The 19,782-nt window shown below is 54.0% G+C and carries 24 protein-coding genes; 11 read left to right on the top strand and 13 right to left on the bottom strand.

Annotated elements, in window-relative coordinates:
- The first annotated feature begins 14 nt into the window (after positions 1-14).
- Together ACN0V1_RS15865 and ACN0V1_RS15860 are read left to right on the top strand one after the other, a co-directional pair.
- Complete coding sequence (locus tag ACN0V1_RS15865; RefSeq protein ID WP_417545917.1) at positions 15-1,460, top strand: phospholipase D family protein; 1,446 nt, start codon at positions 15-17, stop codon at positions 1,458-1,460.
- Positions 1,461-1,600: 140 nt separating this feature from the next.
- Complete coding sequence (locus ACN0V1_RS15860) at positions 1,601-2,908, top strand: short-chain fatty acid transporter (protein ID WP_417545916.1); 1,308 nt, start codon at positions 1,601-1,603, stop codon at positions 2,906-2,908.
- Between the two features lie 53 nt (positions 2,909-2,961).
- Here ACN0V1_RS15860 and ACN0V1_RS15855 read toward each other — a convergent pair whose 3' ends face one another.
- Entirely contained in the window at positions 2,962-3,651 is a 690-nt protein-coding gene (locus ACN0V1_RS15855; RefSeq protein ID WP_417545915.1) for a class I SAM-dependent methyltransferase, read from the bottom strand.
- Positions 3,652-3,771: 120 nt separating this feature from the next.
- Here ACN0V1_RS15855 and rluF point away from each other — a divergent pair, with 120 nt between their 5' ends.
- Positions 3,772-4,722 carry a 23S rRNA pseudouridine(2604) synthase RluF gene (rluF, locus tag ACN0V1_RS15850; RefSeq protein ID WP_417545914.1) on the top strand — a complete coding sequence of 317 codons (951 nt, stop codon included), beginning with the start codon at positions 3,772-3,774 and terminating at the stop codon, positions 4,720-4,722.
- 29 nt (positions 4,723-4,751) lie between these two features.
- On the opposite strand, the gene ACN0V1_RS15845 is transcribed toward rluF, so the two are convergent.
- Positions 4,752-5,453 (bottom strand): SDR family oxidoreductase, encoded by a 702-nt coding sequence (locus ACN0V1_RS15845; RefSeq protein WP_417545913.1) that lies wholly within the window; start codon positions 5,451-5,453, stop codon positions 4,752-4,754.
- A 47-nt stretch (positions 5,454-5,500) separates the two neighbouring features.
- Positions 5,501-5,815, bottom strand: a complete 315-nt coding sequence (locus ACN0V1_RS15840; protein ID WP_291947483.1) for a DUF2007 domain-containing protein — start codon at positions 5,813-5,815, stop codon at positions 5,501-5,503.
- A 117-nt stretch (positions 5,816-5,932) separates the two neighbouring features.
- Between ACN0V1_RS15840 and ACN0V1_RS15835 the strand changes: the two genes are divergently transcribed.
- The gene (locus ACN0V1_RS15835; RefSeq protein WP_417545912.1) at positions 5,933-7,009 is read left to right on the top strand and encodes an alpha/beta hydrolase; all 1,077 of its coding nucleotides are present in this window, start codon (positions 5,933-5,935) and stop codon (positions 7,007-7,009) included.
- On the opposite strand, the gene arfB is transcribed toward ACN0V1_RS15835, so the two are convergent.
- A complete protein-coding gene (gene arfB / locus ACN0V1_RS15830) occupies positions 7,000-7,413 on the bottom strand; it encodes an alternative ribosome rescue aminoacyl-tRNA hydrolase ArfB (protein ID WP_417545911.1) in 414 nt (137 codons plus the stop codon). The two genes, ACN0V1_RS15835 and arfB, sit on opposite strands and share 10 nt — an antisense overlap.
- A 110-nt stretch (positions 7,414-7,523) precedes the next feature.
- On the opposite strand from arfB, the gene ACN0V1_RS15825 reads away from it, so the two are divergent.
- Positions 7,524-8,024, top strand: coding sequence for a C40 family peptidase (locus tag ACN0V1_RS15825; protein WP_417545910.1), 501 nt, complete (start codon positions 7,524-7,526; stop codon positions 8,022-8,024).
- 15 nt (positions 8,025-8,039) lie between these two features.
- On the opposite strand, the gene ACN0V1_RS15820 is transcribed toward ACN0V1_RS15825, so the two are convergent.
- Positions 8,040-8,648, bottom strand: a complete 609-nt coding sequence (locus tag ACN0V1_RS15820) for a LysE/ArgO family amino acid transporter (RefSeq protein WP_417545909.1) — start codon at positions 8,646-8,648, stop codon at positions 8,040-8,042.
- 89 nt (positions 8,649-8,737) lie between these two features.
- On the opposite strand from ACN0V1_RS15820, the gene ACN0V1_RS15815 reads away from it, so the two are divergent.
- Positions 8,738-9,604 (top strand): LysR family transcriptional regulator ArgP, encoded by an 867-nt coding sequence (locus tag ACN0V1_RS15815; protein WP_417545908.1) that lies wholly within the window; start codon positions 8,738-8,740, stop codon positions 9,602-9,604.
- Here ACN0V1_RS15815 and ACN0V1_RS15810 read toward each other — a convergent pair.
- Positions 9,601-10,203, bottom strand: a complete 603-nt coding sequence (locus ACN0V1_RS15810) for a CPBP family intramembrane glutamic endopeptidase (RefSeq protein ID WP_417545907.1) — start codon at positions 10,201-10,203, stop codon at positions 9,601-9,603. The genes ACN0V1_RS15815 and ACN0V1_RS15810 overlap by 4 nt on opposite strands.
- Positions 10,204-11,058, bottom strand: a complete 855-nt coding sequence (locus ACN0V1_RS15805; RefSeq protein ID WP_417545906.1) for a crotonase/enoyl-CoA hydratase family protein — start codon at positions 11,056-11,058, stop codon at positions 10,204-10,206. It abuts the gene before it with no gap.
- Between the two features lie 305 nt (positions 11,059-11,363).
- On the opposite strand from ACN0V1_RS15805, the gene ACN0V1_RS15800 reads away from it, so the two are divergent.
- Positions 11,364-11,570 (top strand): cold-shock protein, encoded by a 207-nt coding sequence (locus tag ACN0V1_RS15800; RefSeq protein ID WP_071266268.1) that lies wholly within the window; start codon positions 11,364-11,366, stop codon positions 11,568-11,570.
- A 55-nt stretch (positions 11,571-11,625) separates the two neighbouring features.
- Here the strand turns inward: ACN0V1_RS15800 and ACN0V1_RS15795 are convergent, their stop codons facing one another.
- The gene (locus ACN0V1_RS15795; RefSeq protein WP_417545905.1) at positions 11,626-12,894 is read right to left on the bottom strand and encodes a GGDEF domain-containing protein; all 1,269 of its coding nucleotides are present in this window, start codon (positions 12,892-12,894) and stop codon (positions 11,626-11,628) included.
- A gap of 72 nt (positions 12,895-12,966) precedes the next feature.
- Here ACN0V1_RS15795 and ACN0V1_RS15790 point away from each other — a divergent pair, with 72 nt between their 5' ends.
- A complete protein-coding gene (locus tag ACN0V1_RS15790; RefSeq protein ID WP_417545904.1) occupies positions 12,967-13,143 on the top strand; it encodes a CCGSCS motif protein in 177 nt (58 codons plus the stop codon).
- An 89-nt stretch (positions 13,144-13,232) separates the two neighbouring features.
- On the opposite strand, the gene ACN0V1_RS15785 is transcribed toward ACN0V1_RS15790, so the two are convergent.
- Both ACN0V1_RS15785 and ACN0V1_RS15780 read right to left on the bottom strand, forming a co-directional pair.
- Positions 13,233-13,745, bottom strand: a complete 513-nt coding sequence (locus ACN0V1_RS15785; RefSeq protein ID WP_417545903.1) for a copper chaperone PCu(A)C — start codon at positions 13,743-13,745, stop codon at positions 13,233-13,235.
- A 153-nt stretch (positions 13,746-13,898) separates the two neighbouring features.
- Positions 13,899-14,237, bottom strand: a complete 339-nt coding sequence (locus tag ACN0V1_RS15780) for a zinc ribbon domain-containing protein YjdM (protein WP_417545902.1) — start codon at positions 14,235-14,237, stop codon at positions 13,899-13,901.
- A gap of 208 nt (positions 14,238-14,445) precedes the next feature.
- Here ACN0V1_RS15780 and ACN0V1_RS15775 point away from each other — a divergent pair, with 208 nt between their 5' ends.
- Both ACN0V1_RS15775 and ACN0V1_RS15770 read left to right on the top strand, forming a co-directional pair.
- Complete coding sequence (locus ACN0V1_RS15775; protein WP_417545901.1) at positions 14,446-14,907, top strand: YaiI/YqxD family protein; 462 nt, start codon at positions 14,446-14,448, stop codon at positions 14,905-14,907.
- 186 nt (positions 14,908-15,093) lie between these two features.
- Positions 15,094-16,218 carry a PQQ-dependent sugar dehydrogenase gene (locus ACN0V1_RS15770; protein WP_417545900.1) on the top strand — a complete coding sequence of 375 codons (1,125 nt, stop codon included), beginning with the start codon at positions 15,094-15,096 and terminating at the stop codon, positions 16,216-16,218.
- Here the strand turns inward: ACN0V1_RS15770 and ACN0V1_RS15765 are convergent.
- On the bottom strand, positions 16,212-16,625 hold the full coding sequence (locus tag ACN0V1_RS15765; RefSeq protein WP_417545899.1) for a GFA family protein: 414 nt from the start codon (positions 16,623-16,625) through the stop codon (positions 16,212-16,214). The two genes, ACN0V1_RS15770 and ACN0V1_RS15765, sit on opposite strands and share 7 nt — an antisense overlap.
- Positions 16,626-16,727: 102 nt before the next feature.
- A complete protein-coding gene (locus ACN0V1_RS15760; RefSeq protein WP_417545898.1) occupies positions 16,728-17,495 on the bottom strand; it encodes a glutathione S-transferase N-terminal domain-containing protein in 768 nt (255 codons plus the stop codon).
- Positions 17,496-17,874: 379 nt separating this feature from the next.
- Here ACN0V1_RS15760 and dacB point away from each other — a divergent pair, with 379 nt between their 5' ends.
- A complete protein-coding gene (gene dacB, locus ACN0V1_RS15755; protein ID WP_417545938.1) occupies positions 17,875-19,365 on the top strand; it encodes a D-alanyl-D-alanine carboxypeptidase/D-alanyl-D-alanine-endopeptidase in 1,491 nt (496 codons plus the stop codon).
- Between the two features lie 91 nt (positions 19,366-19,456).
- Here dacB and ACN0V1_RS15750 read toward each other — a convergent pair whose 3' ends face one another.
- Entirely contained in the window at positions 19,457-19,723 is a 267-nt protein-coding gene (locus ACN0V1_RS15750) for a DUF2798 domain-containing protein (protein WP_417545897.1), read from the bottom strand.
- Positions 19,724-19,782: the final 59 nt, after the last annotated feature.

Raw genomic sequence — 19,782 nt, 5'->3', positions numbered from 1 at the left:
AACACTTGGCCCTTATGTCTCTGAAGGTATTGTTCGCACTCATTGTTCTGATACTTGTCGGCGTGGGCTTTTATCATACCTACAAGCCCCTGCCTCACGGCATCAGCCACAATGGTGACGCACTTCCCCTGAACGACGCAGTGTTGCTGAGGGATGCGACCTATCATCACAACGATGGCTCAGAAACCCGCGACCATGAGATTTTCGACGAAATCCTTCGCCTTATTGGCCAGGCCAGATACTTCGTGCTGGTCGACATGTTCCTCTTCAACAGCAGCAGCCCTGCCGACGTAGAGCACCGACATCTCTCAGAACAGCTTACCGAGGCACTGATCAACCGCAAGGCCGAACAGCCGGAGCTTGAGATTGTGGTTATCTCCGATCCGTTGAACACGCTTTACGGAGGCTCCGTTTCACCCTGGTTTCAGGCACTGCGCCAGGCCGGCATTCCGGTAACAGAAACCAACCTGCGGCCGTTGCGTGACAGCAACCCGACCTGGTCGGCAATCTGGCGGCTATGCTGTCAGTGGTTCGGTAATAATCCCGAAGGTGGCTGGCTGCCAAATGCATTGGGGACGCAACCTGTCACCATCCGCAGCTACCTTGCACTCCCCAACTTCAAAGCAAACCATAGAAAAGTTCTGGTGACTGATGAAGGGGAAACACTACGCGCCCTCGTAACCTCGGCCAACCCTCACGATGGCAGCAGCCGGCATAGCAATACGGCCATCAGTTTTACCGGCCCGGCGGTCACCGACGTTCTGAAAAGTGAGCAAGCGGTTCTGGCCCTGTCCGGCCAGACCAACCCGACGCTGGACCGGCTGATCAGCGCAGCAAATACCAGCCACCCAGCGGATCAGTATGCTGCCGGCAGGATTGCGATAAAAACAGAATCTGCAATTCTGGACTCTGCACTCCAGATGATCTCGAGTGCGCAACGTGAAAGCCGGCTGGATCTCGCATTTTTCTACCTCTCACATCGGGCAATTGTTGCCGCCCTGCTCAATGCTCATAAACGTGGCGTCCAGGTGCGCGTACTTCTCGACGCCAACAATGAAGCCTTCGGTCACAAAAAAAGTGGTATACCCAATCGCCAGGTCGCTCTGGAGCTTCACAAAGCGGGTATTCCAGTGCGCTGGTGCAACACATTCGGCGAGCAGTGCCACAGCAAGTTACTGACCCTGCGTCCGTTGGCCGGCTCCACTCAGCTCTTGCTGGGCTCAGCCAACTTTACGCGGCGCAACCTGGACGACCTTAACCTCGAAACCGATGTGTGGGTTTCCGTTTCACCGGATTCTGAAGTAGCCACAAAAGCTGTCGATTTTTTCGAACGGCAGTGGCAATCCGGCCCCGGCAGCGACCCTGTTATGAGCCTTCCCTACGAACGTTGGGCCGACGACTCGATGCTGCGTTACTGGCGCTACCGCCTGATGGAAGCAACAGGTCTTTCAACGTTCTGAGCACGCAATACCTCATTATTTTGGTTTCATACACCTCCCTCACCAAAAGTTTCTCTATGCTTTTTCCGTCGAGCTTGGCTTCCAGCTTACAAACGCCTATGCTTCTCTTCGCCAAATTCAATAAAAACAAGGAGATAAAAATGCTAGACAGAGCTGCACGGCCAATGGTCAGTCTGGTCGACAAATACCTGCCAGACCCGTATATCTTCGTACTGATTCTATCCCTGTTCGCTTTCATCGCCGCGATGGTATTTGAAGGTCACGGCCCCATGGCAGTGATTGAAATGTGGGGTAACGGATTCTGGAACCTGCTCACCTTCTCAATGCAGATGCTGCTTGTTCTGGTTACCGGGTTTATGCTTGCCAGCACGCCGTTGGTCCGGGGAATACTCAACCGCATTGCGGCCCTCGCCAGTACACCTGGCCAGGCGATTGTTCTGGTGACCTTCGTAGCGCTTATTGCGAGCTGGATTAACTGGGGATTCGGCCTTGTCGTTGGCGCCCTCTTCGCAAAGGCACTGGCCCAGCAAGTCAGGGTTCACTATCCATTGCTGATTGCCAGTGCTTACTCTGGTTTTATCGTATGGCACGGTGGCCTGGCCGGCTCAATTCCTCTGGTTATCGCGACTGACGGGCACTTTACCGCAGACATGATCGGCGTAATTGGCACCGGCGAAACCATCTTCGCATTCTTTAACCTTGCGATCATTGTGGCACTGTTTATTGTTGTTCCCATGGTGAACCGCCTGATGTTGCCCTCAGAAGAAGAGAGCACCTATGTCGATCCTGCGGTACTTGATGATGAGCCTGACACCACCGTTACGATAAACCGCCCTGCAGACCATCTCGAAAACAGCAGGATACTGGCCTGGCTGGTTGGCTTCAGCGGTCTGGCCTTCATATTCCAGTATTTTATGAACGGTGGCGGCCTGAACCTGAATATTGTGAATTTCATGTTCCTGTTCCTGGCGATCATTCTGCACCAAACACCGAAAAGACTGCTCGGTAGCCTGCATGAAGCGGTCAAAGGTGGCTCAGGCATCGTTATACAGTTCCCGTTCTATGCCGGGATCATGGGTGTGATGACAGCTTCGGGCCTGGCAGCCAGCATTTCCTCCGGCTTTGTCTCCATGGCAACGGCGGAGAGTCTGCCGTTCTGGAGCTTTATCAGCGCAGGGCTGGTGAACATATTTGTACCTTCCGGTGGTGGCCAGTGGGCCGTGCAGGCGCCGGTCATGCTGCCTGCAGCCCAGGAACTTGGCGCAAGCATTCCTCGAGTAGCCATGGCCGTTGCCTGGGGCGATGCCTGGACCAATCTTCTGCAGCCCTTCTGGGCATTACCGGTACTCGCTATTGCAGGGCTAAAAGCCAAGGACATTATGGGGTATTGCCTCATGCTGTTAATAATCACGGGCGTGATCATCAGCGTAGGTCTTACCTGGCTATAGGGGATCGCCAAGCACAACCGGGGGGGGCGCTTCAATTGCCCCCCCGGTTTTCATCACGGTTTATGGAAAATCGCCACGTCCTTTCGGGGCACAATCATTGTCCAGCCCAGGCGTTGCGCAATAAGCGCCAGTGTCGCCTCACGATAGAATACAACGTGCGTGGGATCCCGCCGGTAATGCCAGTTATCAAACCGGTCATCGCTGGTCTGGAAACAGGTCATTATGCCAAGCCACCCTCCGGGTTTTAATAAGCCATCCAGTTGGTTGAACACCTTTGCCGGGCGATGCAGATGCTCCACCACCTCGGTGCAGGTAATAAAATCATACGGATGGTTCAGCACTGACTGGGATGGGTAGAAAAAAGGATCGTAAAGTACGATATCCATTCCCGCTTCTTGCAGCATATCGGCAAGCGCCGGGCCTGGCCCACAACCGAAATCCAGCCCTGACGCGCCGGGTTGAATACGGTCAAGCAAGGGCATTGCAAGCTTCTCGAGAAAAGCCCGATAACCCGGATCACCCGGGTCATTATTATGAAGATCGTAAACTGCACGCTCCTCATCCGGCGCAAGCCAACTTGCCTGCGCCATCAGCGTTGCTTCGCAGTGCGGGCAACGCAAATACTCCTGCCCCTCTACTGTCCGAAAGCCGGCCAGCACACCGCGTTCGCAAACGCTGCAATCCGCGCCTTCACAAACGCTGGTTTCGGGTGCTTTTCCTGCCTCTGCCGATGGTTTTTGCATGCACTCTCCAGCATCGCAAGCTCAAACCCGGAAAATAATGGCAGACTCGGCGCCAAAGCGCGAATCGACAGGCTGTCGCCTGTTATGATGCCTTGACTCAGATACACAACCGGACAATCGATGACCAGCAATCACTCCACTCGTCTTAACAAATACATCAGCGAAAGCGGCATGTGTTCACGCCGGGAGGCGGATCGCTACATTGAACAAGGCAATGTCTATATCAATGGCAAGCGGGCCAGCGTAGGTGATCAGGTATTACCCAACGATACCGTCAGGGTAAACGGCCAGGTTATCGAGCCCCGCGCTGAAGACGACCTGGTGTTTATTGCCCTGAACAAACCAGTGGGCATCGTCAGCACCACCGATGATGCGGAAAAATACAACATCCAGCGCTTTGTTGGCCACAGTACGCGTATTTTTCCGATCGGGCGCCTGGATAAGGATTCACAGGGTCTGATTTTTATGACCAGCAATGGTGACCTGGTGAATAAAATCCTGCGCGCTGGCAACAATCATGAAAAAGAATACGTTGTCACGGTCGACAAGCCCATCACCAAATCGTTTATTCAGGGCATGGCTGGAGGCGTGCCCATCCTCGGCACCATGACCAAAAAATGCAAAGTGGAGCAAGAGAGCCGTTTTGTATTTCGCATAACACTGGTGCAAGGGCTGAACCGCCAAATTCGTAGAATGAGCGAACATTTCGGATTTGAAGTCACCCGCCTGGAGCGCGTTCGTATTATGAACGTCAACCTGAAGGGGCTGGCTGCGGGCCAGTGGCGGGATCTTACGGAGAAGGAGTTGGCGGGCCTGTTTGAGGCGATTCGTGATTCATCTTCTGATGTCGCACCGAGTAAACCTGCAGCTGCGAAAAAGAAGCCCGCAGGTAAACCCAAAAGCTCTTTAAATCAATCGCCCAAGCCACCGGGATCTGGCCACCGAACCGGGCCTAAAGCTCCCGGAGCCAGGCCCAAAACACCTGGTGTCAGGCCTGAAACCGGCAAAAAATCCAAATCGTCAAAACGGCCCAAAGCAGGAAAGCCTCGGCAGCGCAGCGTTAAGCGATAGGCAAAGCTACACTGGCCGGGCTGCCTTTTCTACTCCGCGGGCGTTGGTCGCACCAGAATTTCATTCACATCCACATGGGAAGGCTGGGATACCGCATAGATCACCGCGCGGGCAATATCGTCCGGCAGCAGCGCGTGGGCCGGTGGCTTATCGAAAAATGGCGTATCGACCATACCAGGCTCTATCAGGGTTACCCGCACCCCGGAACCTCGCAACTCTTCCCTTACGTTATAACCGATAGCCGAAACAGCCCATTTGGTCGCGCTGTACATCGAACCGGGAATCGAAACCCTGCCGGCCGCAGAGCCTGTCAGCAACAAGTGTCCCTTGCTTTTACGAAGTGCCGGCAGGCAATGCTGAATAGTCAGGCCAACCCCGTAAATATTGGTGAGAATCATATCTTTCCAGACATCCGGATCGGCTTCACTGAAGCCTCCCGGCTCCCCTCCCCGGCCAGCGTTGGCAAACACACTGTCCAGGCGACCAAACTTTTTCAGGGCCTGTTCAACCATCGCTTTCTGATCGTCACCCTTCTGCACATCGCATTCGACAATCAGCACTTCGCTGTCACCACCGAGTTCAGCCTGCAGCGCCTCAAGCTTGCCGGCAGAGCGGGCTGCAAGAACAAGGCGATAACCTTCTTTGGCGGCCGCCCGTGCCGTTGCAGCACCAATGCCGGAAGATGCGCCGGTGATCAACATAACGGGGTTTTTTGAGGCATCATCTGTCATAAATTGCTCGCTCCTTTCATCAGTTAAATGTCATTGAACTACGTGTATCAGAGATTCAGCAATATCAGCGCCAGCACCGCCATGGCCAGTAAAAACCAGCGAGCGTAAGAATTGGATTTGCCATCATCACCTTCCGTGACCGGGGTAACATGGCCACTCGCCTCATACTCTGCAACCAGCTGCCGCGCCGGATAGAGATCCTCGTCTTCTACATGAACATTACTGAAGCCTGCTGCGCCAATTTCGCCCATTGCACCCTGCAGGTAATGGCCACCTACGTAAGTTTCAATGCCGTTGGCTTTTAACAAACCGGCAACAATGTGCGCTTCAGTGATGTCCTTGGCCCGATAGGCTATTTGCAATGCCCGTCTCCTTTTGTGACATTTGGGGGCAGAACTCGCAAAAAATCTGCGATGCTTTGTAACCAAAGCATAGTGCGCTCACGCTTTCAGGGCCAACTCTCAGAATACGGACAACTCATGTTCTGGATTATCGCTGTCGTAATTTTACTTGTCGTTGCACTGACCCTGCTTCTGTTTCGCATTGAAGATATGTCCCATCTGGACGCGTACGAATATTCCGTGAAGGAAGCAACCCCGAGCGAAGAGAACCTGAAAGTACTGGAGCGTATCCGCGAAATGGGCAGGGCCGGGAAAGGCCTTCGTGGTAAAGCGCGGCTGATAGCGCTGCGCAAGCATATGGACAGCCTCAGTGACGGCCTGGAGTTCGGGTCAGAATTCCGGCAATGCGATAGCCCGAGCGGTGAGTGGGTTATTGCTCCCGGTGCTGATACCCAACGGCGAATTCTCTACATTCACGGCGGTGCCTGGGCGGCGGGCAGCCCCCGTAGCCATCGATCCATTACAGACCGCCTGTCTCACATTGCCAATGCATCTGTCTTTGCCGTGGACTATCGCCTTATGCCGGAGCACCGGTTTATGGACGGTGTACGTGACTGCCGCAGAGCTTACACCTGGTTGATAGAAAGTGGCCCAGACGGTCCGGATGAAGCCACGTTTATCCTCGTCGCAGGAGATTCGGCCGGCGGCAGCCATGCCCTTGGCCTGCTGGCCTGGATCCGTGAGAGCGGCCTGCGTCAGGCTGATGGTGCCGTAGCGTTTTCCCCCTCCACAGACCTCACCCTGAGCGCGCCGAGCAACCGCGGTAATATCGCAACAGATCCAATGCTGGGGCCAATGTTTGGTGGTCTGTCGAAAATTCCCCGACCGGTTATCTGGTGGGCAACGCTTGCAGCATTCCGTATTTCTCCGACCAGTCCTGTCGCATCACCACTCCTGGGCAATCTTGCCAACCTACCGCCCACACTGATTCAAGCCAGTGACTCCGAGATGCTTCTGGATAACGCCAGACGATACGCGTCCAAGGCCAAAGCACAGGGCTCGAAAGTGGTGCTGCACACCTGGCCCGGAATGGTTCACGTCTGGCAGATTTTCACCCCGGTATTGCCGGAGGCCGAGGAAGCATTCGACGATATAGAATCATTTATCAAGGAAATCGAATCAAAAAAGCGCGAGCCAGAGGCGAGTCAGACCTGAACCTTGCCCCGCAGAGCTTTGGTTTTGCCTTTCTGCGTTTTGCGGTCAACGCGTTTGCGCCGGGCAGATTTTGAGGGGCGGGTGGCACGACGCGCCTTTTGCACTTTGACAGCCTCCAGTATCAGTTCCTTCAGGCGCTCAAGTGCATCCTCCTTGTTCAGCTCCAGCGTACGGAATGACTGGGCCTTGATGATGATAACGCCTTCCTTGCTAATGCGCTGATCCTGCAGCGCCATAAGACGCTCCTTGTAGAACGGCGGCAGAGCAGAACTCTGCACATCGAAGCGTAAATGAACTGCCGAGGCTACCTTGTTGACGTTCTGACCACCGGCGCCCTGAGCACGGATCTGGGTGATTTCTATTTCCCACTCAGCGATTTCTACTGCATTTGATATTTTCAGCATCCTGCAATGGTAACAAATCCCGCAAACCGTAACCTGACATCCTGGGTATTCGGTAATAGAGTGGAATCGGTAACAGAGTGAAATCAAAGAACAGCAGCTCAGGAATTTGCATGGTTCAGGCTTTCAGATACGTCATCATTCTGGCTTTCTCCTCCCTTGTGCTGGGTGGCTGCGCCACTAATCAGCAATTGCAGCCCGGGCGAGCCGCACTGCAATATTCTCCGGTTGAATCCGCACAAGGGTCTGTCAAAGCCGAAAAACTGTGGCAAGCCTTTGAGCGCTACCAGGGCACGCCTTATCAGTATGGTGGCACAACCGCACGTGGGTTTGACTGCTCAGGATTCATCACAACTGCGTATCGTGAAAGCCTGGGGCAACAACTGCCGCGCACAACCTCGCAAATGCTGCGGTACGGTGATGTGGTTCATCCTGAAGAGGTTCAACCCGGCGATATCGTATTCTTCAGAATTGCAGGCAAAGACCAGCACGCCGGAATTTATATGGGCGACAACCTGTTTATCCACGCATCAACATCTTCCGGCGTCATCATGTCCGAACTGACCGGTTACTACTGGAAAGACCGTTTCTCTGGCGCACGGCGGTTTGACTAGTTCTTCTTGCTAACACTAAAGGCTGCCATTGAGCGCCAGATGAAGCGCGATGGCCGCCATCATCACGCCAATTGCGCCGTCGATAATCCGCCATGCCAGCGGGCGTGACAGAACCGGCGCCAGTACCGCCCCGCTCCATGCGAGCAAACCGAACCACAGGACAGACGCGCTGCTGGCGCCCGCCACGAAGGTCGTTGCGTTTTCCTGCTGTGCGCCTACCGCCGGAATCAACAACAGGGTATCGAGATACACCTGAGGGTTCAGCAAGGTAACCGCCAGCGTGGTAAAAAGAACACCCCTCAGACTGCGGCGCGATACCTCACCGGTTTCAAGCGCCGCCCTGCCCCAACTGGCTCTCACAAAGGCCTGAATCGCCAGCCAGCCGAGAAAAGCCACCCCGAGCCAACGCAGGATTTCCAGCGCCTGCGGCATGGCCATCAAAGCTGCGCTGACCCCGAACATGCCAAGCGTGAAAAGAGTAATATCTGCCGCCATGCAAAAACCCGCCGCCCACCAGTGGTGCTCGCGCCGGATCGCCTGGCTCAGCACATAGGCATTCTGCGCTCCGATAACGACAATAATACCGCCGCACACAATCAAACCGGTCAAGTAACTTTCAAGCACTGCTCTTTGCTCCATTTTTGATGCAGCAAGAATAGCCGCTTGCCGCTATACTTGAAATTCATATTCATAATGATGCATCAGTTTTGCTTATGATCGATTACAAATTGCTGGAAGCTCTCGCCACCGTTGTCGAGACAGGTGGTTTTGAGCGTGCAGGCGCTGTGCTTGGTCTGAGCCAATCCGCCATTTCACAGCGCATCCGAACCCTGGAAGTCCGCATCGGGCAACCGGTTCTGCTACGCAGCCCTGTTCCCAGAGCCACACCGGCGGGGCAGCAACTGCTGAACCACGTTCAGCAGGTTCAGTTGCTTGAGAGGGATCTTGCGAAATCGCTTCCCACTCTCTCCGAGCCGGCTGCACGGTTACGCATCGCACTCAATGCTGATAGCCTCGCAACCTGGTGGGCAAGCGCCATCGGTGAATTCTGCCGGCAGGAAGCGCTGCTGCTGGATATGGTGGTCGAAGACCAGGACATCGCACTGCGCAGAATGCGCGAAGGTGATGTGGCCGCCTGTCTGTGCAGCAATCCACAGCCGGTAGCCGGGGCACGCTGCGTTCCGCTTGGCACCATGACCTACCTGCCTCTGGCAACACCTTCATATAAAAAGCGGTATTTCAGCCAGGGCTTTAATGAACAAAGCCTGCAGACAGCGCCTGCAATCGTATTCGGGCCTAATGACCAGTTGCAGCACCGGTTTCTGGCTCAGAGTGGCTACCCAGGTGCCTTCCCGTACCACCTGTGCCCTTCCTCTGAAGGATTCGTGAAACTGGCTTTGGCCGGAATGGGTTACGGCATGATTCCGGAGATTCAGGCGAAACGTGAAATCGAGGCAGGACGACTGGTCAGCATTGCGCCCGGTCAATCTCTTGAGGTTGAGTTGCACTGGCACTTCTGGCGCCACAGCGGAGGGGTTATGGAACGGCTGACGACTGCATTGAAAGCTGCACGCTCTTAATCTTTCGATCGCACACTGATGCCAAACCATTCAGGAAACCGGAGCAGGCAAAACAGCGCCGCCATGTCGTAAACGCCGTGCCAGACCATGACCAGGAGAATGCTGTCGGTTAATGCATACGCCAGCCCGAGCACCAACCCGAGGCTTGTGGCGATGACAAAGTAAGTAAAAGACGCGTAATGCACCAGGCCAAAAAGCACGGATGCAGCCAACACTGCTGTCGTGGTATCCGTATGCACAGCCAGCCAGCCCTGCACAGCGCCTCTGAAAAGGAGTTCTTCGCCTATACCGGCGAAAACCGAAAGCAGAAAAAGAACAAACCAGGAATAACTGGAAGCAAATCTGTGCAGGCCGCGCATTTGCCTGTCGAGGTTATTCGGGAACAGGCCTGGAATTTGAGTGAGTAGTAATAGCGCTCCGTAGGTGCACAGGGCACCCAGAACTCCGTAAAGCACACTGGGTAAAATTCCGTCTCCGGAGATCGGTACAGGAATACTCAAGATGAGAATTGCCAGCAACCCGACCACCCCGATTCCACCCTGGAACACCAGGGCGGTAACCGGAGAAACTTTCGATTTACGCTGATTATTCAAAGCCATCTATTGTTCAAAAAGTCCTTTCACGGCGAACAGGTCATCATATTGAGGCACCTGTTTCTGTGCTTTAGCCTGGAACGTTTTCATCATGTCCGTGGGGCGGAACATGCCAGCCTGCCAGGTTGCCATGTACTTCAGGCTATCCGCCACGGTGTGGTCACGGCTGTAGTTCAGCATCTCTTTACAACCAGTAACCGCAAGCGGTGAGTTGGCGGCAATCTGAGCGGCGATGTCCATAACGCCTGCGATTAAAGCGTCCTGGTCTGCGTAGAGTGCATTCACAAAGCCAAGAGCTTTCGCTTCCTGCGCAGAAAGCTTACGGCCAGTGTAAGCCAGCTCACGCACAACGCCTTCCGGCATCAGTTTGGGCAAACGCTGAAGAGTGCCCACATCCGCCGTCATGCCGAGCTCGGTTTCCTTGATTGTGAAGTACGCGTCCTCGGTGCAGTAACGGCTGTCGGCTGAACACACCAGATCCAGAGCACCACCTATGCAGCCCCCCTGGATGGCTGCCAATACCGGCAGACGAACGTTTTCCAGAGACGTCAGAGTATCCTGCAGCTGCAATACGACCCGGCGCAGGTTTTCTGCCATACGGCCAGGATCACCGCTCATGGGCACAGCCTTGGAGTCTGTAAAGACACCAAGATCCATCCCCGCAGAGAAATGCTTACCCGTGGATGACACCACAATAACCCGCGCATCGGTGTTCGACTCGATCTCCTGCATGCACTTGGGCAACTCAAGCCAGAAGGCCTTGGTCATGGTATTCATCGCTTCCGGGCGGCTGAACTGCACATGGGCAATCTTGTTTGTAACGCTGACAGAAAAACTTTCGTAGGTGGATAACTCAGACAAGGCAAGGCTCCTGTAACAGTTCTTGAAAATTCCGGAATACAGAATCAAACATACCTCATGTTGCTGAAAATGTCGGGTTTATGCCTATAAGAAAATGCTTTGCTTTTCATCGGCCAACAGGTACAGTGCTCCTCGTTGGAAAGATTTAGCAAAGCACTTCATCAATAAGACGCATTTTTGTACCCGCAAGTAGTGCATCGTCCTGTTTTTGATCACGCAAGTTTTTTGTTTCCGCATATCGCTGACCAGCCATCAATGTGATGACTTGGCGGCACATTAAATGATTGAATTCAGGAATATTTATTATGTCTACTGTTACCGGTACTGTTAAGTTTTTCAACGAAGCAAAAGGTTTTGGCTTTATCACTCGTGAAGGCGGCCCCGACGTATTCGTTCACTACAGCGCTATTCAAGGCGGCGGATTCAAGACTCTGGCTGAAGGCCAGCAGGTTGATTTCACCGTGACTCAGGGCCAGAAAGGTCCTCAGGCTGAGAACGTTGTTGCTGTTTAATTAACAGACAACGCTAAAAAAGGCAGCTTCGGCTGCCTTTTTTGTTGCTTGCTTTTTATTGCTCCAGAGTTTCTTCCTGCTCCACCCGATTTCTACCTCCAGCCTTACCGCGATAAAGCGCTCTGTCGGCACGACTGATAACAGAACCCCGATCGTCGTTTTCATACATTTCGCTTACACCAACGCTGATAGTTACGTCGATCGACTCACCTGTAACAGCTTGCCAGTCATGGCTGTGAATAGCACTTCTGACCCTCTCTGCACTTGCCAGCGCACTTTCAATGCCAGTATCCGGAAGAATAACCAGAAATTCCTCGCCACCCCAGCGTGCTACTGCATCCTGAGTTCGCAACTGTGCCGGAATCAGTCGCCCAATCTCCGCCAGGATTCTGTCCCCCATTTCATGTCCATAGTGGTCATTAATGGATTTGAAATGATCAACGTCGAGCAACAGGAATGCCACTGGATGCCTCGCCCTACGAAAGCGTGCGATTTCATTCTCCGCCAGCTCGCTGCCATAGCGGCGGTTAAACAGCCCTGTCAGCGAATCGACCGTTGCAAATCTGCGAAGCTTGCGCTGCGCCGAAATAACCGTACTCATATAAAAAAATGAGAGGTAGCTCAACATTGCAAACACGATGCTCAGATTGAACAAGTGAACGCCGCGCAAGGCGCCAGGCGATATTGGCTGGACAGGCTCGATGAACCACATGAGAATGTCGAGCCCTATGTAGTAACCCCAAAGCCCCACTATTAAAGAAAAAATCGTACCAAGACGCACCAAACTGACGCACAAGGCTGGGATGAACATCAGCAAATAGTAGTGAAAGCCACTCTCCCACCCGATCATTATGGTTCCGAGCGCCGAGTGAATAATCACCTCAAGCCAGATCAGCGCGATAGCCAGGCGATTCTGCCTTCGTTTAATAGCATAATAAGCGGTCGCATACATAGCGACGCTGCCAACGTTTATCCACGCCAGGATGGGCGATCCGAGAAAATGAAACAGGAAGAAAAAAGAAATATCGACAGCCGCTGCAAGCTGACATGTCCGGCGGGCAACCTGCCAGAATCGCAGCCCACGCTCACGCCGTGATGCAGGATTCACGGTGCTATTGTCATTATCCATATACTGCAAATTCCCTTGCAACAGAACGGTCGGAGCCACCAGAAATGCCGCCATTATGGTCTTGGCCAAAACACCAAGAAGCATAACAACCTGATTATAAGTATATTTGCACATGACTTTAGCACAAAAGTGCAACTCTGAATCCTTTTCGACAGACTTGCGGTCGTTACCTATTCGCACATTAAAAACATCCATTGACTACCTCTTTAACTCGCAATAAGATACATAAAACATGAATCTTATTGCGACCAAAAAGAGATATTCCTGATGACACAGCTATTTAAAGAAGTGGCCAGCCCCAAAAATGCCGATAGGGCGGAGACTGAAAGGCTCAACGATGGGGCCGCTGAACAAGCCGTCAGAGCGTCTGAAAGCACCGACAAGGAAACGGTAAAGAAGGGAAAACACGGAGATCCGGGCGTTTGCTGCGGTGGCTGCTCTTAACGGCGGCCCGAATGATAAATATCGCCAGTGACGCTTCCACTGCACATTCTGTACTTCGGAAACGCCGCTGGCCATTTAATCAGGGGTGGTCAATGATCCATCTTGTGCCCAGAATGCTCCATTTCCTGCTCTTTCATATCAGCGTCCAGGGACTGTACGTTTAGCTCGACTTCAATAGCCTCCGCACCTTCAAATTCCAGAACCAGGGGAATCGTCTCGCCTTCTTTAAGCGGCTCCGTGAGCTTTTCAAGCATTAAATGATAGCTCAGAGGTTTGAGCTCCACCGCCTCTCCGGCCGATATTGCCAACCCGCCCTTAAGCGGCTCCATGCGCATAACACCGTCTTTCATTAGCGTTTTATGCATTGAAACATGACCCGCTCTGGGCGTACTTGCGCTGATCAAAGTGACATCCCTGTCGCTGTGATTCCTGATAACGAGATAACCTACACCCATAGGAGTGCCTGGCGGTGTCGGCCGGCTCCACGGATGCTCTATAGCAACGCCGCCGTGAGCGTGCTCATTGGCCCTCACAGCCGTGGCAAGGAACGATGTGACCAGCAGTGCGCTACTGACAAACAGCAGTGTGATGAGTTTTTTCATGAGATCTCGTGTCGTTACTGTGGAGCTGACAATGATTAATGTCAGACTTGAAGGTTTTAATGCCCACAGTGTTGCGTTCAGATCAGGTCAGCGCAAGCGGCGGGCTGCGTCAAAAGGTCGCAGCGAGGCAGTCAGGGTTCGACATTGCGGGCCTCAGGCTTTTTTAACAAACTCGGATTTAAGCTTCATGGCGCCAATGCCATCAATCTTGCAATCAATATCGTGATCGCCGTCTACCAGACGAATACCCTTCACCTTGGTACCCACTTTTACAACCGAACTTGAACCCTTAACCTTCAGATCCTTGATAACAGTAACGGTATCGCCATCCTGAAGCTCGTTACCGTTGGCATCGCGCACCACTTCACTCGTTGCTGCCGCAGTCGCCTCTGCTTCTGTCCATTCATGGGCGCACTCGGGGCAGACAAGCTGAACCCCATCTTCATAGGTATATTCAGAAGCACACCGGGGGCAAGGTGGAAGTTGAGACATTGAAGTTTCCTGGTAGTTGAATTTACACAGGATTATACCACCAACACCCCGGCAAATCCGGCAGCGGCTGTTGAGCCAAGGAACTTCCTGGGGGGGGGAAACCGCCTGCCGCTACCAAAACCTATTAACGTATACGCCAAGGTTGACTACCAGGCTCACAGCGACAACAGGTAAACTCTCGAAAACTGAACCAATGAAGGAGCCAGCCATGCCAATCTGGGTCGACGCCGACGCCTGCCCTGTGCCCATCCGGGAAATTCTTTGCCGTGCAGCCTCTCGCTGGCAAGTTCAGACGACTTTCATTGCCAACCATGTGATCAAGCTGCCGCCCAGCCCCTATATAAAAGCCAGACAGGTTATGCAGGGTTTCGATGTGGCGGATAACGAGATTATGGATCAGCTCAGCGCCGGTGATCTCGTGATCACCCAGGATATTCCGCTAGCCGCTGACGCCATTGAGAAGGGTGCAGATGTGTTTAACCCGAGAGGCCAGGCTTTCACCAAGGAAAACATCCGACAACGCCTCGCCATGAGAAACTTCATGGAAGAGATGCGCAATGCCGGACAGGTTACCGGCGGCGCGCCTCCGTTCAGCCAAACCGACAAAAAAGAATTCGCTGACAAACTGGACCGGTGGTTACAGCGCAACCGCAAGCCCGGCGACCACTAGCGCAGCGAAAAGACCGGCCCCAGCCGCAATCTTCAGCCCTTCCATCATTTCCTGTTCTGCCGTCATGGCTGTATCTCCCTGAGCTTATGGTGTAAACAGATCGTATGAAGAACATCTGTGCTGCTTGGCAGGCACACAAATATATTAATGATATTGATTATCATTTGCAACACTTAAGGAGGATGCATGCGCCTAAATCAACCCCTGATCGCACTCAGTGGCTTGCTTCTTCTGGGACTCCCCCTCGTTGGAGCAAGCCAGACCTTCACCTCTGAAGATGCACAATTCAGGCTGGAAACTGTGGCTGAAGGGCTTGAACACCCTTGGGGCCTAACCTTTCTCCCCGATGGTTCCATGCTCGTTACGGAGAGAGCTGGCAGGCTACGCGTGATCCAGAATGGAAAGCTGTTACCGCAGGCTGTTCGGGGGCTTCCAGCGCTTGCCGTTTCTGGCCAGGGCGGACTGCTCGATATCGTCCTGCACCCGGACTTTAGAGAGAACAGGACGTTATTCCTCAGCTACGCACACCGATCGAGCATTGGAATGACAACGCGCTCAGCCCGCGCGCAATATGAAGACGGAGGGTTAAAAAACGTAACCGTCATCTTCGAAGCACTTCCGCGCTCCAACACCTCGCGCCATTTCGGTGGGCGAATGGCATTTGACGCATCCGGCTATCTTTATATTTCCGTTGGTGACCGTGGCGAAATGGACCGGGCTCAGGATACCCGGGACGATGCCGGCGGTGTCCACCGCATTACGGTGAACGGCGAGCCGGCACCAGGCAACCCGGGGCTTGATGACCAGGGCATTAATAACACCTTTTTTACTTGGGGAAACCGTAATATTCAGGGTATGACCGTTCACCCCGAAACCGGTGATATCTGGACTCACGAGCACGGCCCGCGCGGTGGCGACGAAATAAACATCCTCAACGCCGGCACAAATTACGGGTGGCCCGAAATAACCTATGGCATTGGCTACTCGGGGCTTCCAATCACTCTGGACACCAAAAGGGAAGGCATGGCTCAGCCTCTCCACTACTGGGATCCGTCCATTGCGCCCTCTGGCATGGCGTTTTACACCGGCGCGGAATTTCCCCAGTGGCAAGGCAGCCTGTTCGTAGGTGCCCTCAAATTGCGCAAGCTGGTTCGGCTGGAAATTGAAAACGGCCAGGTAGTCGGCGAGGAGGATTTACTCACGTCACTGAAAGAACGAATTCGCGACGTTCGGACAGCGCCAGACGGCACACTGTGGTTATTAACAGACTCACCGCAGGGGAAAGTGTACCGGGTCGTGCCGGCTCAATGAGGGTCGCCGGTGCGTTCGGTCTTTTCGTATTGGGGCAAAGCGTCAGTAATTTCAAACCAGTCCGACTTTGAGCCAGTGTAGACATGCTGCGCCGGCCCCTTTTCCAGGGGCTCATTAATCACGCCCACCCGCAGGCGGAGAATGCCGGGAATCGCATCCACACGACTGTACAAATGGCTGCCGCAGCGGCTACAGAAAGCCCGGTACTTACCCGGGCGCGATTCATATTCCATCAACCGTTCTTGCCCGGATAAAAACCGGAAGCGCACTTTTTGCACCGGTGAACTGGCAGAGAATGCGCTGCCGTGTGCACGCCGACACTGGCTGCAATGGCAAAGAGAGAGAGGGCCCAAAGGGCCTTCATATTCAAAGGTAATCTCACCACACAGGCACTTGCCGGTATACATAGACTTCCTGCTTTTGATTTCACGGACGTTCGAAAACGCTCTCAATGGTCGGCAATGATACCCGCCAAGACGCCCCTGAAACAGCTTGGCTGCTGATTGTTTTCAACCATACCGGGCATCCAGATAATTCAGTATGCGGGCAGATTCAAACAACCCTTCCCCGGTGTTAGGATCTTCAAGGTAAGGCACCTGAACCCTGCCGTGCGCCTTGAGGAACGCATCGCGCTTTCCTCCAGGTGCTGGCCTGTATGGCCCTGGCTTGATACGTTGCTTCGCAGGCCCGATTTCAGTCCAGTGTTCTTTGCCCAGACTATGCAGGGTGTATGGAATCTCAAGCTCGCACAGTTTCTCCCGTACCAGGCGAGAAAACGGACTTCCTTCAAAACTCCATAAGTGCAGCGGCTGTTCTGGCTGCTTACCCGGGCTGACACGCAGCCCCCTCATGGCGCTGGCAACAGAAGCGAACGAACCCAGAACCGGTTGCCACACCCGTTCACGGTAGTAGCCAGGCACCGGCCGCCCTGCATATTGCAGGAACAGGTACTTGATGATTGCTTCCGACTCATACATCACAGTGTCGGTGTTCCGGTCGACCAGCAAGGGGAACTGCTGCTTGCCGCCTGTCGTCTCTGCCCGTTTCCGGAACACTCGGCCACCCTTGGGACAGGGCCGGATCTGCACATCGAGATTCAGTGCGGTCAGCGCTTCGCGAACTCGGCGGCAATATGGGCAGCCTTCCATGTCATACAGCACAAGGGGCTTTTCCGGTTGCGGCACGTCGCTTACCACAAGGCATCCACGCCATGCAGCTAACGACGAGGTTGCGACGGAACCCAGCACGTTCGCGTGGTGAGCAAGTCTGTTAAACATAACCAAATCCTCAATTGATAATCCCACCAATATCACCAAATAAAACGACTTTCCATTGGCCCGCAATAAACGTGGAGGCTGCCAGCCGTGTATCCGTCCGTATCCTGTCGATACCTGACTCGCCGCTTCGCACATGCCGGCTTACACTCAGTCACGAAATCCCTATACAAACAAGCGGCCTACTGGCATTTTTTAACGTCATGTAGAGGTTTTCTGCATAGTACAAGCCGCAAAGATGGGCTATTGTTCATGTAGGAAGTTTTTTAATAGCTCATCAAGCAGCCACCATGGTGATTACGGTATGCCGCATTCAAATCGCGCAGAAAGAGTAAGCCTCCGTCGCAGGCATCCAGCGTTGGCTTTTGCCGTTGCGCTTGCCATGGCTCCTGCTCTGGCAAATCTGCCATCGGTACAGGCTGCGGACGGCGACGGCGCGGGTTACAGCAGCAACCGCCTCTGGGCCAGCCAGATGCGGGACTACGCGATAGAATCCCTTAAAAGCGAAGAAGCGCTGAGCATGGCTGCTGTGCCGCTGAACGGCCCGGGGCTTGATCAGAACATCAATGCCGATGTACCCATGAGCCCCGGCTCCATCATGAAGGTGATCACCACCTACGCCGCTCTGGAAATTCTTGGCCCCACCCACCATTGGGATACGGATTTTCTGACAGACGGGCAAATGATTGGCGACACCCTCAAAGGGGATCTTTACGTGCGCTTCGGTGGCGACCCGAAACTCACCTACGAACGGCTCTGGACAACCCTGCGGGAACTCCGGGATATGGGGATTACCCGCATCGATGGCAACCTGGTGCTGGATGGCAACTATTTTGAAATCGATGGCGGTTTTCCAGCGTTTGAAGACAATGGCGACAACCCACATGCGCCGTTCCTGGTTGAACCATCTGCCTACCTGACCAACCTCAATCTCATGCACTTCCAGGTACGTGCCGACGAACGCGGCACTCAGGCATGGAGCACGCCGGCCCTTGGCGAGATCGTTATCGACAACCGGGTAACCGCAGTGGCCGACGGCCCCTGCCCGTCGCGCCGCAGTTTTGACTGGGAGCCGGTATTCCAGGAAAGCGGAAGAGTCACCGTGCGCGTAACAGGGGAACTGCCGCAAGGGTGTCGCACCACGACCTACCTATCCCTGTTGCCCCACGAGCAATACAGTGCCTCCATGATCCGCTCCCTGCTTGGAGAGATGGGCATAATCGTATCCGGCGGAAACCTGAACGGATTTACGCCGGAAACGGCGCGGCTGGTTATGAAAACCACTTCACCAGATCTGGTGACCATGGTGCGAGACATCAATAAGTGGAGCAGCAACGTAATGGCACGGCAGCTGTTGCTGACCATTGGCGCGCAAAACCGGCTGGATAACGAAGACGATGACCGGGTCGCTGGCATACGCGTTATATACGACTGGCTGGAGCGCAAAGGTGTCGATACCGCTGGAATGGTCATTGATAACGGTGCTGGCCTGACCCGCCATGGCAAAATCACTGCCCGGCAAGGCACGAAAATTCTGCAACACGCCTGGAACAGTCCCTACGCTTCAGATCTCATGGCCTCCATGCCGATTATCGCGATGGACGGAACCATGGCACGCCGTTTGCGCAACACTGGCATGGATGGCGAAGGCCGCATTAAAACCGGTTACCTGGAAAACGTGCGGTCTATTGCTGGTTTCACTCGGGATGAGAACAACACGACCTGGGCTGTAGTAGGAATGGTGAATAACGATCCTGCCTGGAATGGTCAGGCTGTGCTGGACCGGATTTTGTATTCTCTGCATTTCCGTCCGCCGACTGGCACGGCCCTTTCTCGTGTAAATTCAGGTCAACCGCGTACTTCCGTTCAATAAAAAGGCCCCGGAAGTCCGGGGTTTTGACGCTCAGCTCCGGGCAAAAGGTGGGCATCCCACCAGCATAACGCTGCCGGCCAAAGCCATAATTTCAGTTTACAGGTGTACGCTTATTTTCTTTGCCGGGCCGCGCCAAGGTCATTTCGGTCAGTTTCACCGCAATCGGCGCTATAAAGGTCACCAGCGGAAAGGCCACAGCCCACGCAACCACAAAGGCGGGCATCCAGCGATAAACAAACTCGCTGTCTATGCCAGTATTAATAGAGGTGATTACCCCGGACATCAGCAGCGACATGATTCCGGACATGTAAAATCCGAACACAAGCTGGCGCTGGCGGGCGGGTTTAATTCGGCTCATGAGGTCTCCTCGCAGGAATAAAGGTCTTCGGATCGCCACATCTGAAAACCCCGAGATGT

This window comes from Marinobacter sp., assembly GCF_048266785.1.
GTDB lineage: Bacteria > Pseudomonadota > Gammaproteobacteria > Pseudomonadales > Oleiphilaceae > Marinobacter.
The sequence above is the reverse complement of the archived record's forward strand: the minus strand, read 5'-3'. Positions and strand labels throughout refer to the sequence as shown.